The organism is Pseudoalteromonas sp. Ld19, from assembly GCF_045064135.1.
Taxonomy (GTDB): Bacteria; Pseudomonadota; Gammaproteobacteria; order Enterobacterales; family Alteromonadaceae; genus Pseudoalteromonas; species Pseudoalteromonas aliena.
This window is the reverse complement of the sequence record NZ_JBISHA010000011.1, coordinates 149,565-163,974: the sequence shown is the minus strand read 5'-3', so window position 1 is coordinate 163,974 and position 14,410 is coordinate 149,565. Positions and strand designations below refer to the sequence as shown.

12 protein-coding genes are annotated in these 14,410 nt (G+C 38.5%); 4 read left to right on the top strand and 8 right to left on the bottom strand.

Features of this window, described 5'->3' with window-relative positions:
- Positions 1-92: 92 nt before the first annotated feature.
- The 5 genes from ACJJVZ_RS02120 to dnaK form a co-directional block, all read right to left on the bottom strand.
- The gene (locus tag ACJJVZ_RS02120; RefSeq protein WP_405597706.1) at positions 93-470 is read right to left on the bottom strand and encodes a response regulator; all 378 of its coding nucleotides are present in this window, start codon (positions 468-470) and stop codon (positions 93-95) included.
- A 107-nt stretch (positions 471-577) separates the two neighbouring features.
- The gene (locus ACJJVZ_RS02115) at positions 578-982 is read right to left on the bottom strand and encodes a DUF1761 domain-containing protein (RefSeq protein ID WP_273050258.1); all 405 of its coding nucleotides are present in this window, start codon (positions 980-982) and stop codon (positions 578-580) included.
- 95 nt (positions 983-1,077) lie between these two features.
- Positions 1,078-1,539: a Cys-tRNA(Pro) deacylase gene (ybaK, locus tag ACJJVZ_RS02110; RefSeq protein ID WP_405597702.1), complete on the bottom strand. Its 462-nt coding sequence runs from the start codon at positions 1,537-1,539 to the stop codon at positions 1,078-1,080.
- Positions 1,540-1,636: 97 nt separating this feature from the next.
- Complete coding sequence (dnaJ, locus tag ACJJVZ_RS02105; protein ID WP_182702703.1) at positions 1,637-2,776, bottom strand: molecular chaperone DnaJ; 1,140 nt, start codon at positions 2,774-2,776, stop codon at positions 1,637-1,639.
- 203 nt (positions 2,777-2,979) lie between these two features.
- The gene (dnaK, locus tag ACJJVZ_RS02100; RefSeq protein WP_405597698.1) at positions 2,980-4,896 is read right to left on the bottom strand and encodes a molecular chaperone DnaK; all 1,917 of its coding nucleotides are present in this window, start codon (positions 4,894-4,896) and stop codon (positions 2,980-2,982) included.
- Positions 4,897-5,136: 240 nt separating this feature from the next.
- Between dnaK and ACJJVZ_RS02095 the strand changes: the two genes are divergently transcribed.
- The gene (locus ACJJVZ_RS02095) at positions 5,137-5,952 is read left to right on the top strand and encodes a thioesterase family protein (protein ID WP_405597695.1); all 816 of its coding nucleotides are present in this window, start codon (positions 5,137-5,139) and stop codon (positions 5,950-5,952) included.
- Between the two features lie 153 nt (positions 5,953-6,105).
- On the opposite strand, the gene ACJJVZ_RS02090 is transcribed toward ACJJVZ_RS02095, so the two are convergent.
- Positions 6,106-6,885, bottom strand: a complete 780-nt coding sequence (locus ACJJVZ_RS02090) for an amino acid ABC transporter substrate-binding protein (RefSeq protein WP_405597692.1) — start codon at positions 6,883-6,885, stop codon at positions 6,106-6,108.
- 222 nt (positions 6,886-7,107) lie between these two features.
- On the opposite strand from ACJJVZ_RS02090, the gene ACJJVZ_RS02085 reads away from it, so the two are divergent.
- The 3 genes from ACJJVZ_RS02085 to ACJJVZ_RS02075 are packed head-to-tail and all read left to right on the top strand — an operon-like array spanning position 7,108 to position 10,534.
- Positions 7,108-8,274: a paraquat-inducible protein A gene (locus ACJJVZ_RS02085; protein WP_259399006.1), complete on the top strand. Its 1,167-nt coding sequence runs from the start codon at positions 7,108-7,110 to the stop codon at positions 8,272-8,274.
- Positions 8,271-9,926, top strand: a complete 1,656-nt coding sequence (pqiB, locus tag ACJJVZ_RS02080; RefSeq protein WP_405597690.1) for an intermembrane transport protein PqiB — start codon at positions 8,271-8,273, stop codon at positions 9,924-9,926. Before ACJJVZ_RS02085 ends, pqiB begins: the two co-directional genes overlap by 4 nt.
- On the top strand, positions 9,926-10,534 hold the full coding sequence (locus ACJJVZ_RS02075; protein WP_405597688.1) for a PqiC family protein: 609 nt from the start codon (positions 9,926-9,928) through the stop codon (positions 10,532-10,534). Before pqiB ends, ACJJVZ_RS02075 begins: the two co-directional genes overlap by 1 nt.
- 4 nt (positions 10,535-10,538) lie before the next feature.
- Here the strand turns inward: ACJJVZ_RS02075 and ACJJVZ_RS02070 are convergent, their stop codons facing one another.
- Together ACJJVZ_RS02070 and ACJJVZ_RS02065 are read right to left on the bottom strand one after the other, a co-directional pair.
- Positions 10,539-11,057 carry a GNAT family N-acetyltransferase gene (locus tag ACJJVZ_RS02070; RefSeq protein ID WP_405597686.1) on the bottom strand — a complete coding sequence of 173 codons (519 nt, stop codon included), beginning with the start codon at positions 11,055-11,057 and terminating at the stop codon, positions 10,539-10,541.
- Between the two features lie 198 nt (positions 11,058-11,255).
- Positions 11,256-14,138, bottom strand: coding sequence for an insulinase family protein (locus ACJJVZ_RS02065; protein ID WP_405597684.1), 2,883 nt, complete (start codon positions 14,136-14,138; stop codon positions 11,256-11,258).
- Between the last annotated feature and the right edge of the window lie 272 nt (positions 14,139-14,410).

Genomic DNA, 14,410 nt, shown 5'->3' with positions numbered 1-14,410 from the left:
CATTGATTCACAATACTGGCCTCTTTGGGGTCGGTAAGTTTAGAGTAAATAACTATCTATTAAAATTAAAATAGGTATAAGCAAATACAGCATTACTTTTTATTGGCGTCTGCAATAATGAGATTTAGTTTTGTTGATAATACTTTTAAATTGAATGGTTTAATAATAAAGCCTGAGACTTTAGCTGCAATTATTTCTTTAACAGCTTCACAGCTATCTTCACATGTCACAATTAGAACAGGCAGAGATGCCAGCTTTTCATCATCACGAATTCGTTTAAGTAAAATTTTACCATCCATTTTTGGCATATATAAATCTGTAATGACTAGATCAAAGTGTTGTTGGTGCAGTAAAGTAAACGCTTGAATCCCGTCAGTTGCTTCAACAAGATCGTCAAACTGTAACTTTCTAAGCATATTTATTAATACATGACGTATTAACGGCATATCGTCGACAACCAATATTTTCATTATTTCACGACCAATTTTTAAATATTAAACCTTTGTAATACATCGAGTAAAAATACTAATCGTATCGAAAAATCAGTAATCAAATTATTCATATTACATGCATAACGTCATGGCCAAACACCTAAAATAAAGCCCATTAAGGAGAATTGTAAAATAGAAAAGCCGCTATTAATTAAGAATAATTTAGCTGGGCGTTGCTCATATATATAGCTCAGACCCAGCGAACTGCTTACCAAAAATAAACCAATAGCGAAACCGGTGCCCATACTTTGAGCTACTCCTGCGTCATTTCCCAAAAAAAGACACAATATAAATGCAGCCGTAAATACACAGACAAAGCTACCGCCAAATATCCATTTAGGGTTTGCTGATTGTAAATCAAGCTCCGTTAAACCACAGCTTTCTAACCACGCCTGCTTGAACATGATTTTCGAATACCAAATATCACCAAGCATGAACGAAGAGAGTGCAGCCACGAGTATGGCAAAATAATTAATATCAGAAAAATTCATAGATAACACCGAAGCTTTCAACAAGTAGGTTAACTTGACTGTAGTTAACATTCATCAAAGCAGCAAACTCTTAATTGTAACTATGGATCTCCATACTAAAAATCCTCAAAGCTCGCATTTGTTAGCAAAGTTAAGTCCGCAGTTTTTAGCATCACCTCTAAACCACGTTTACCTGCGCTTACATATATATGGGTAAACTGCAGTGCACTGTGATGTATAAATGTTTGCAATCTTTTCTTCTGACCAAGCGGGCTCACTCCTCCCAAAATATACCCTGTACTTGCTTGAACTTTTTGCGCTGCTGCCATCGCGACTTTTTTTGTTCTACACAATTTTGCCAATTTTTTTAAATTAACTTGTTGAGATACAGGAGTGATTGCAACGATCAATTCATTCTCATATGTTTCTAATACAAGCGTTTTATATACTTGTTCACTCTTTAAGTTTAACTTTTCAACGGCCTCCTGCCCATAATGACTATTGCTCGTATCATGTTTATAACTTAGCAGTTCAAAAGAGATTTTTTGCTTTTTGAGTAACGCTATTGCTGGTGTCATAATATTTAATGGTGTTTTTATTTACAGTAACAAAAATTATATTTAAAGCAAAAAAAACGACGCTAAAAAGCGTCGTTTTTATTTACTTAACGTAAAATTATTTAGTTAAATCATCAAAAAACTTTTTAACACCATCAAAAAAACCTTGCTCTTTAGGGCGGTTTTTCGAACTATCTGTACCCATGCTTTCATCTAATTCAGTCAGTAATTCACGTTGACGTTCGTTAAGATTAACTGGCGTTTCAATGACTACTTTACAAATTAAATCGCCTTGAGCACCACTGCGTACTGACTTAACTCCTTTACCACGCATACGAAACATTTTACCCGTTTGCGTTTCAGAAGGTATTTTAAGTTTTGCACGACCATCAAGCGTTGGCACTTCAATTTCGCCACCAAGACCTGCTGTCGTAAAGCTAATTGGCACTTCACAGTATAAATTATTCGCTTCGCGCACAAATATTTTATGTTCTCGTACCGACACCTGTACATAGAGATCACCGGCCGGAGCACCATGCATTCCAGCTTCGCCTTCACCCGTTAAGCGGATACGATCGCCTGTATCAACGCCGGCTGGAATTTTAACTGAAAGCGTTTTGGTTTTTTCTACGCGACCTTGACCGTGACACTTATTACAAGGATCTGAAATAATCTGACCTTGCCCCTGACACGTTGGACAGGTTTGCTGAACAGCGAAGAAACCTTGGCGCATTTGCACTTGGCCAGCACCATGACACGTAGTACATGTTTTAGGTTTAGAACCTGCTTTAGCGCCACTGCCATCACACGGCTCACAACCCACCCATGTTGGCACTTTGATTTCAACTTCTTTACCACGAACAGCTTCTTCTAAGCTTAAGTCCATATTGTAACGTAAATCGGAACCACGTTGTTGACGAGATTGGCGTCGACCACCGCCGCCACCAAAAATATCGCCAAATACGTCGCCAAATACATCACCAAAGTCGCCATGTCCGCCACCAAAACCACCGTGACCTCCACCGCCACCTTGTTCAAAGGCTGCATGACCATGTTGGTCATACATTTGACGTTTTTGGCTATCAGTTAAGATCTCGTACGCTTCTTTAACTTCTTTAAATTTTGATTCGAGATCTTTATCGCCTGCGGTACGATCTGGATGATATTTCATCGCTAAGCGTTTATACGCTTTTTTTATGTCTCGCTCACTCGCATCTTTGCTTACGCCGAGGACTTCGTAATAATCGCGTTTTGACATATCTATCACACTACTCTTTTCTGTTTACAGCGTAAGCTGCTGGATAAACCGATAAATCGCATCGATTTATCATTGAATTTTTGAACCTTAAACACATGCAAAAGGCGCGACAAGCTATTGCTCGCGCGCCTCATTTGTTCATCCTAACCTAAACCACCTAACCGAGTTAAGTGTTTTTGGCCAGCAAGAAGCGGTAGCAACAATTATTTGTCGTCTTTCACTTCTTCAAACTCTGCATCAACAACGTCGTCATCTTGTTTAGTTGACTGTTGTTGCTCGCCTGCATCTGCTGAACCTTGCTGCGCTTTTGCTTGAGCAATTTCCATCAGTTTTTGAGACTTTTCAGCAAGCGCTTGCGTTTTAGCTTCAATCTCTTCTTTGTTGTCGCTCTTAATTGCAGCTTCTAAATCTACAACAGCCGCTTCAATCGCTTCTTTGTCTTCGCTTGGTAATGCATCACCCGCTTCTTCAATTTGCTTACGCGTACCGTGTACTAGGGCATCAGCTTGGTTACGAGCAGCAACAAGTTCTTCAAACTTTTTATCGTCTTCAGCATGTGCTTCTGCGTCACGAACCATTTTTTCAACTTCTTCATCGCTTAAGCCAGAAGATGCTTGAATCGTGATTTTTTGCTCTTTACCTGTATCTTTATCTTTCGCAGATACATGTAAGATACCATCGGCATCAACATCAAATGTTACTTCAATTTGTGGTGTACCACGTTGTGCTGGGCGAATACCTTCTAGATTAAATTGACCTAGAGATTTATTGTCGCTTGAACGTTTACGCTCACCTTGAAGTACATGAATTGTTACAGCAGATTGGTTATCTTCAGCTGTTGAGAACGTTTGCGATTTCTTAGTAGGAATCGTTGTATTTTTCTCAATTAAAGCCGTCATTACTGAACCCATAGTCTCAATACCTAGAGATAATGGAGAAACATCAAGTAATAGTACATCTTTAACATCGCCTGCTAATACACCACCTTGAATCGCTGCGCCTACGGCTACTGCTTCATCAGGGTTAACATCTTTACGAGGCTCTTTACCGAAGAACTCCGCAACAGTTTTTTGTACTAAAGGCATACGTGTTTGACCACCAACAAGAATAATATCGTTGATGTCGCTTACTGATAAATCAGCATCAGCAAGTGCACGTTTTAATGGTTCTAAAGACTTTGTAACTAAATCTTCAACTAGTGACTCAAGCTTAGCGCGTGTCAGTTTCACGTTCATGTGCTTAGGGCCAGATGCATCAGCAGTTACGTACGGAAGGTTTACTTCTGTAGACTGTGCAGATGAAAGTTCGATTTTTGCTTTTTCAGCAGCTTCTTTAACACGTTGCATTGCAAGAGGGTCAGTTTTTAAGTCTAAACCTTGATCTTTCTTGAATTCAGCTACTAGGTAGTTGATTACACGGTTATCAAAATCTTCACCACCTAAGTGAGTGTCCCCGTTTGTAGCAAGTACTTCAAAAGTGTGCTCGCCTTCAACTTCATCAATTTCAATAATTGATAAATCGAAAGTACCGCCACCTAAGTCATATACTGCAACGATGTTTTCGCCACGGTTTTTATCCATACCGTAAGCAAGTGCCGCAGCCGTTGGCTCATTGATAATACGTTTAACTTCGAGGCCCGCAATACGACCAGCATCTTTCGTTGCTTGACGTTGTGAATCGTTAAAGTATGCAGGTACTGTGATTACGGCTTCTGTTACTTCTTCACCTAAGAAGTCTTCAGCTGTTTTCTTCATTTTTTTCAGTACTTCAGCAGAGATTTGTGGTGCAGCACGTTTTTCGCCGCCCGCTTCTACCCATGCATCGCCATTGTCGGCTTTAATGATTTTAAACGGCATGATGCCGATGTCACGTTGAACTTCTTCGTCTTCAAAACGACGACCAATTAAACGCTTAATTGCAAACAAGGTATTTGTCGGGTTAGTAACCGCTTGACGTTTAGCAGATTGACCTACTAATGTTTCACCGTCTTGCGTATAAGCAATGATAGACGGGGTTGTGCGATCGCCTTCCGCGTTTTCAATAACACGTGCTTTGCCACCATCAAGTACTGCAACACAAGAGTTTGTAGTACCTAAGTCAATTCCGATAATTTTACCCATGAAATTTCTCCAACTTCAATATTCGTTAATACGTTCGATGACTAGTAAATAGGGTTGCTGCAAACTTATTTCAACTGTAAAAATGAAAAAAAACTCATTTTTTTTGATTTATTTACAAAATAACCTTAATAATTGTAAGGAATGATGATTTTTACACCGCTTGGACTGCTTTTAATTACTGGTCTGACTAGTTTTGTTGTGTTATAAATTTATTAAATCGCACTTTAAAAGGACATCTTTATGCATTTTGAACAATTACTTGAGCAAGCAGCAAAGATAGGCAACACTAACAACATTGAGCAATCACCATCTACAATGCAGTTCCCCGAAAATTGGTGTCAGGGCAGAACCGCATTTGGCGGACTCTCAGCTGCGCTGTTATATCAAGCAATAAGAGGTAAAGTAACTGACGATCGTCGACTGCTTTCACTCAGTACCAATTTTGTAGGGCCATTACTTGCCGATACCCCCTTTTCTTTATCCGTAGAAATACTTCGACAAGGTAAAAGCAGCACGCAGGTGTTAGCTAAAGCAATTCAAAATGAACAAGTATGCGTAATAGTGCAGGCATGTTTTGCCAAAAGTAGGGAGTCGGCTATTAACGTTCCCGTCTCAAAGTCAATTAGTTTGAAACCCGTTGATGAACGCTACACATTACCTTTTATAAATGATCAGATGCCTGAGTTTTTTCAACATGTTGATTTGTGCCCACAACAAGGCGGCATGCCATTTAGCAGCGCAGAAACTTCTCATTTAGGTGGTTGGATGCGCTTTAAACATACCCCAGAGCAAATAACAGAGGCCCATGTAATTGCATTGACTGATGCTTGGCCGCCAACACTTTTACAAATGTTTAAACAACCCGCCCCAGCAAGTAGCATGTCGTGGTATTTGGAGTTTGTGCAAGAGCCAAACTTAGCACCTGGTGAATGGCTTGGCTTTGAAGCAATTACGCATCATTCAAAAGATGGTTACGGCTTAGAAGATGGTTGTATATGGTCACAATCAGGTGAGTTAATCGCTCTTACGCGCCAAACAGTGGCGTTATTTGACTAGGGCGTGTTGACCTTCGTGGATTGAAATTTGTTCAACTTAGGAGCGATTTAATCACGGCGCGAGGTTTGTAACCTAGTGGGCTAAGTAAAAACTGAACAACAAAGAGTTAATTGCCCCTAAAAAGAACCCATAGGGCAGCGTAATTAACCTTGATTAATTTGAAATTTCAGGGTTTTGTGCATATTGCGCTTCAAGGTTTACTAAAATACTGTGGTATTGGCCATTTTTAATAATATTGGCCAATCCCTCATCAAATATCTCTTGTAAAACTTTACTATTAAAATAAGCCGGTCGTGGCGCTTCTGGGAATATCGAATGAATCGCAACATGCGATGTTTTATTGGTTTGTCGATACTCATTTAAATAGTATAAGAATATACGTTTATCTAAAATAATTGTATCTACCCATCCTTTCATTAGATGATCTACCTGTGCTCTTTGATTTATCACTTCCTCATAAGAGCTAACCTTATACAAAGCCAATTTGAATGAGTGCGGTAAGTAAGCTGGCGCATGTTGAAACGCCAATATACTTTTTTCTGACAAATCATATACAGAATTAATTGTGTAGTTGTTTTTGAGTAGGCTGATAACCACATTTTGATAATTCAAAATACGCTTACTGACATAAATACCAGGTAAATAAAAGTTAGAATGATTCATTGCCACATCAATAGCACCATTGTTTAACTGATACTCCGCGCGTTTATTCGACATATATTCGATTGAAATATTATTGATACCTTGATTTTTAAATGCAGCTTTAATAATTTCTAATTGGATACCTGAATCATTTTTTTGTATTACGTAGGGAGCAACATAAGGACTGACGGCGATGATTATACTATCGGACTTTTGTACGCTACTCGACTGTGCCAAAGCCTGTAATTTAGTGCTTATTAACAGGGCCAAAACGATTAATAGGTTTTTCACTGTCGATCCTTTGTATTTTTAAGCATATAAGATATGTTTAAGCGAGTCTTCATCCACAGTACAATTGAATTTTTGAACTGACTATTGATTGAACTAGTTTGTATTTACACTCAATTTATAGCAAAATTAAACCACTCTACTTAGCATTAGGCTCACACATTGCAAACTGTATGCCCTTGTTGCGACCTAATTATAGATATACCTCGCATAATCGCAAAGCAAATGGCGCTATGTCCGCATTGCCACCATAAACTTTGCCAAGCTGATGTGAATAACGATAGCCGCATTGTAGCCCTCAGTGTTAGTGCTTTATTAATGCTGCTAAGCAGTATGTTTTACCCTTTTATTTCTTTTAGTAGCAGTGGAATAACGCAAACGATTACCCTGCCCGACGCGGCCCGTATTTTATTTAACTATGACAGTGAACTACTTGGTCTATTTATAGATTTGAGTATTATTGCCCTACCAATGGCTTTATTGCTTGTTTTAATACCTTTGCATCTTGGGCTCTTAAATACTCTCCCAGAGGGTATTGCCAGACGGCTATTAAAATTTACCCTTGCGTTAGAGCCTTGGATTATGTCGGAAATATTTTTGATCGGTGTGCTGGTAAGCATGGTTAAGATTATGTCGTTAGCCGATATTAGTTTTGGTACAAGTTTCTGGGCGTACGTATGCTTTGTAATTTTGTATATAGCCGCGCTTGCTCATTTAAACCGACCACGTTTATGGGCGCAAATAAAACCAGTAAAAATACTGACAGGGGCTGAACATGCAAAACGCGCAATTGATGAAAATATTAAAGCGTGCCATGTGTGTCATCAACTCTGTACAAGCAATGTTTGCCAGCGCTGCCACACAAAAACACACGTCAGAAACCCTTATAGTGTACAAAAAGCGGCAGCCTGGCTAATTACATCAGTAGTTTGTTATATTCCAGCTAATGTTTTACCTATTATGCATACCACAAGCTTAGGAGACGAGTCTCCTTCCACATTAATTGGTGGTGTAATCACACTATGGAAAAGTGGCTCGTACCCTATCGCCGCTATTATATTTTTAGCCAGTGTCGTTGTGCCACTAGCAAAAGCATTCGTTCTAAGCTTTTTATGCTTTATGGTTACACGGCCAGCAAATAGGCACACGAAAGGGTATACCCGCATTTATCAATTAACTGAATTCATAGGTAAATGGTCTATGATAGATGTATTCGTTGTCGCTATTTTAGTTGCCTTGGTTCAATTAGGTAATTTAATGTCGGTAACCCCAGGATTAGGCATTGTATTCTTTACGGTTATGGTAATATGCCAAATGATGGCAGCGCATGCCTTTGACCCCCGTTTATTGTGGGATTCACCTAAAAATAAAACCTCAGAGAACAAAGCATGACCGAGATTGCTGAAGTAACAAAAGAACCAAAAATTTCCGCTATCTGGATCATTCCTGCAATTGCGCTGTTAGTTGGCATGTGGATGTTATATCAATACCAAGCGAATAAAGGCCCAACTATTTTTATCCAAATGCCACAAGCAGAAGGTATTATTGCAGGTAAGACTGAAATTAAAGTCCGCAGTGTAAAGATAGGTCAAATTGATCATGTTCGTTTATCCGACACTCAAGATAGCGTCATAGCAAGTGCTCAAATAGATAAAAATTATAATAACTTATTGACTGACGACGCTAAAATTTGGGTTGTAAAACCCCGTATAGATGAAACCGGCATCAGTGGCATGAGTACACTTTTATCGGGTGTTTACTTAGAGTTTTCACCAGGTGAAAGTAAAAACGTGAAACGTACTTTCACATTACAAGATGAGCCCGCTTTAATTGGCAAAGATGTTAAGGGTGGGCGCTTTAAGCTTCTTAGCTATAATGCCGAAGTACTGGATGTAAGTACGGGAATATTTTTTAAAAACTATAAAATAGGCCAAATAGAGACCGCTGTATTTGATTGGGAAAATCAAGCAATGAAATACGGTGTGTTTATTAATGCACCTTATCAAAACTTGATCACAACAAACTCCATCTTTTGGGTAAATGCAGGCATTCAAATTGACCTATCTGCCGATGGCATCAATATTAATACAGGCTCGTTAAGTAAACTTTTAAAAGGCGGTATATCGGTTGGTTTACCTGAACAACAAGCCCCAGGTAAAATAGCTCAGGATGACCATAGCTTTTCATTGAGTCAAAGCTATAAAGAGGCACTTGAAGAGCGTTTTTATGATTTTGATTACTTCCTCATTGAGTTTGAGCAATCAGTACGCGGTCTACGCTCAGGTGCGCCTGTTGAGTATCGAGGTATGCGTATTGGTACCGTTGTAGAAGCGCCTGCTAACGTTATTATTAATGGAAAACCAGGTCATTTTAGAAATCACAACACGGCAGTTCCAGTACTCATAAAAGTAGAATACGGACGCTTATATCACGACAGTGCTTCAGCCAAAGAGTTTTGGCGAGGCAGTCTTGATGGCTGGATTGAAAATGGTATGCGCGCTTCGTTAAAACCTGGCAATTTATTAACAGGTGCAGTGTATGTTGATTTTGATATATATCCTGATGCCCCCAAAGCCTATTTAGGTAAACTTGTGCAGTATGATGTTTTTCCTAGTGTGTCGAGCGGTATAACGGTACTCGCTGACCAAGTATCCGATGTACTAAATAAAGTCAATAACTTAAAAATTGAAGATAATCTAGCGCAGATGCAAGCGACATTTACAGACTACCAAGCACTGGCGAATGAAATGCGCGAATTATTGAGCCAAAAAGATACACAAAATTTACCTGGTGACTTTAATCGTAACTTCGAAAAAATGACAAAAAGCATGGTGCAATTTGAAATCACCATGCGCCAATTTGATAAAACAATGGCCAGTTACCAAGCGGGCTCTGAGCTTCATCATCAAATACAGCAAACACTAAAAGAGTTTAAACGTTTAAGCGAAGGGCTGCAGCCATTGACTCGTGGCTTAAATGAGCAACCAAATATGCTAATTTTTGATAAGTCATTGCCGGCTGATCCAAAACCAAGGAAGCAATAATGAAATCATTATGTTTAATTACAAGCTTATTGTTACTACTCGCTGGTTGTAGCTCATCAATACAAACCGCAACACAGTATTATCAGTTTGAACAACCTATTGGTGCATCATCAAGGAACGTGAGCGAGACAAATGCGCAATTAAGAATACAAACCGTTGTGCTTAGAGGGGCTTTAAATAACGTGGGTATTGCTATGAAGATAGACAGTAACCAAATTCATGCTGCTAATTACAACTTGTGGGGCGAATCGCCAGATGTGATGTTAACCGCTTCAGCGCAACAAACTCTTTTTACTGCCATGCCGAATTGGATGGTAATAAAAGGGTTGCCGGTTATCACCGAGCTCGATCAGCAAACATTTTACGAACTTGAGTACGAAATACACCACTTTAATGGTGATATGCAAGGCAATGCTGATATTTCGGGGCTTTGGCGTTTGTACTATACACACCCAGAAACCGGACGACGCCTTGTAAGCATTCATAATTTTTCAAATGTAGTGCCTATTGATGATGACGGCTATGACGGTTTGGTATCAACACTTGAAAAAACATGGCTAAATATTAATCTAGCTGTTGCAAAAAAAATAGAGCACGCAAGGCTTTAATTATTTAACCTGAGCTCTGGTTATTTAGTAAAAATACGTTAACGGCGGTTTTATCGTTATTAATAACTGCCACACCTACTTTACTAAATCCCAGCTTAGCTAACACATTTTGCGATGCCATGTTGTTCGTTGAAGTTATGGCACTGAGTTGTGTTACCCCTAACTTATGTATATTTTGCACAAGTACATTAGCCGCTTCAAAAATATAACCCTTTTTTTCAAAACCGCTTACAAGTGCATAGCCTAAATCTGGATATTGTATTGCCGAGCGTTTATAAAGTCCCACGACGCCTACAATAACATCGTTATACAAGGTTATAATGTAAGGCCCAAAGCCTTGATTTTTATGAGCTGCAATAAATGACTGCTCAATATAATCTTTTGCATCATCCAGCGTATAAATTGCCTTGTCACCAATGTACTTTATAAAATCAGCCTGATTAACTAATTTTAGTAGCACAGCTGCATCACTTGCATTTGCATGGCGCAACAGTAATCGGTTTGTTTTAAATACAATGTTCAATGTAAGCCCTCCCTTCTATTATTTTAAGCAAGCCCTTTGATTTAACATAATTATTTATGTCTCTTAACGTATCAAAACTAAAATGCTAAAACCTTCAGGCTTTAGCCATACAGCTAAGCAACTGCTTTATAGCTATAAAATAAAAAACCAGTGTATAACTACACTGGGTTTATTTTTAACGCGTTAATAGTTAACTAGCTACTTTTGTAGTTTTATACCTTTGTAATAGGCATCAAGCGTTGTGATTTTAGTTTGATTTGGTAAATCGGCAAAATCACTTTCAATAAACTTCGTACCGCGTAACTGCACATTTAAACGTGCAGCATTAGGATTAAGCATGGTTTGCTTGTAGTAGTCTTTTATATCAGCAAGCGTTACTTTTTCAACTTCATTAATCAGCTTTTGCTTAGAATCAAAGTTAAAGTTTTCACGGTACCAATCACTGATAAGCGGGCCCATTTCATCACTTAGGTTCTTAGGTTGCTCTTTGAGGGATACCAGCGTTGCGTTTTTAAGTTGTGCAAAGGTTTCTTCAGTCATGTTATCTAGCTCAACTGCGTATTCTTTTTTAAACTTATCAAACCTAGCTTGAATCTCTTTTGGCCCTTTAACCGGCGTTTGAATAAATAAACCAATTGCAGAGTACTCTTCAATTGGGCGCGCTAATGCCCCTACTGCGTATGCAAGTTGCTCTTCAGTACGCATTTTGTCAAATGCGATAGTACTAAAATGGCCTTGTAGTATTGCAGCCTGTGCTTTTTGTTTATAGCCTGGGGTTGGATTTATTGTCATGTCAACGACGGCAACATCGGCTACATCTATATCTTTTTGTAGAACAAGCGTTTCACCCGCTTGCGGTAACCATGCTTTACTGCGAACAAAGTCAGTATGCTTATGATTGTTTGGTAAAACAGCGGCTAGCTCACCTGCTATTGCATCAATGTCTTGCTGGTTATAATTTCCATAACTAAATACACGTAAATCATTATTTGCTAATGTGCTTTGTTTTAACTCATTAAAGTCTGTTATGGTAAGCGAATCTGCCGTTTTAATAAGCGTATCTGTGTCAAAGCTGCCAGTACGAATTAGTTTTGAATATTCACCAAAAGCTTGTGCATATGGAAACTGCTTTTGTTCATTTAATAAATCTCGCTTAAAACGGTCAATAGCTTGATTGAAAGCTTGCGCTGTAATATCACTATTTAGACCACTTAACGCTTGTTTTAGAAGAATATTTTGCTTATCTGTAAAACCACTCATAGATAAAACAAGTCCGTTGCTTGGCACAAGGCTCACACTCATACCCGCGACAGCTGCTTCAGTGCTTAGCTGGCTTTGTTGAATATTGTACAAATCAGCCCAAACAGAATACAAAACTTCCGCCTTAATATCGCTCAAACCAGATTCTGTATTTATGTACACCTCAACCAAACCTTTTGGTTGTTCAGCAAATTTTTGACTTGCTTGGCGCCATACTTTTACACCATTTTTATCGTAAGCCAGCTCAGGGTGTTTTTGCTCTTTAAATGCATGCGTTTTGATTGCAAAACTTTCTGGTAATAAATTATTTACGCTTGGTAGTACCAGCTTAAACTCACTTGGTTTATTCCAGCTGGCGATTTCTTGTTCGCCAATATCACTAATACGGTATTTACCATCGTAAAAATGTAGCTTTGAATCTGTTTCTTCTTGCTGTGAAATATACCAAATACGAAGCGTATCGGCATTTAACTGCTCTAGTACTTTATTTACCGCATTAGCATCAAACTTTGCATAATGATAAGGCGCATTAATCGCGTGATTTAAAGGATAATCTTGCATGCTTTGCGTTAGTGCACTGACATAATTAAACTCATCACCTTTTTCTAAAAACTTAAACTGGTTACTGAGTGATGTGCGAATTTCATTAAAGTATTTACTGTCTACGCCTTCACGTTTGATTAAATCGATGTATTGCATGATTGTTGCGACAATCATTTCGCGATTTTTCATGCCTTCATCTGTCAGCTCTACATTTACATTTAATGACCCGTAGTTACCATACTGATTAGGTGTTGACGAAGCTGAAAGCTGAGATACCCAGCCTTTGTCGCGAAGCAGTTGCGCTGGGCTACCTAGCATTTCGTTACTTAATAGATAGGCTACAAAGCGGTTTGGTTTAACTGCAAACTCACTGTTATTATTAGCAATAGTGAAATCAAGTTGTAGCTGTTTTACATCTTCATTTGGCGCATAAAAAACACGTTTACCGCCTGCGTTATCAAAATCAAGTTTTGTTGTTACTGTTGGTTTGTCGATGTTTTTATTTTCTATATCAGCAAAGTATTTTTGTGCTTTTTGCTCCATTTCACTTATCGTTAAATTTGAAATAAGCGCAACTTTCATAATATTTGCAGAGTAATATTTATTATAAAAATCAACTGTTTCTTTATGAAGCGAGCTCCCTTCTTTGTCGCCTAATGTTTCTAAGTTACCAATTAAAAAACGATTAGCTGGGTGTTCACCCATCATTTTACGGGCTAATTTAAACTGCCCAAAGAAGTCCATTTCGCGGCGCATTGACCACTCAGCATTTACTGCATTTTTTTCTTTATCTGTGTATTCAGGGTATAACTTAGGTGTTTTAAAAAAATCAGCAAAACGGTCTAACCCTTCATCAAACGCATCGTTATTAACTTTAAACATGTAATTCGTAATATCAAGCCATGTATACGCATTGTGCGCCCCCCCGTTTTTGGTCATAAAATCAGAATACCCTTTGGTATCAGGGTAGCGATCAGTGCCTAAAAACAACATATGTTCTAAATAGTGTGCCATTCCCTGTTGCGACATAGGATCGTGTAACAAGCCGACACCAACACTCAATGAAGCTGCTGATTTTTCTGCGCTTGGATCTGAAACTAAAATAACTTCAATATCGTTGGCTAGCTTAAGAGTTTTGTATTGACGATTGTCATTCGGGCTAACAACTAAAGTGTCCGACAGTAAAGAAGCCTGTGGTGCTTGAGAGATAGGAGACGTATTCGAGCAACCGCTTAAAACAGCAAGTGCTATGGCGCTAAAGCCAATAATTTTTTTCATTTTTTTTCCATTTTAAGATAACAAAAATAAATAGCTAATTTAATATACTTAAGGTCGAAGACTAGAAACGCCTTGATAATCGCCCTATAAACGACGACTGTAGTCACAGTCAAATGAAGACGTAATACTTAAATCTATGAGCTTAAATTAACATTATCACCTAACAACAAGCCACTAAATACCATATAGTTATGTAACATATTGTAAAAATGAATACGACGGTGTGATGAGGGATAATTTTGACTCAAAAAATACATTGCGGCTCTATAGCT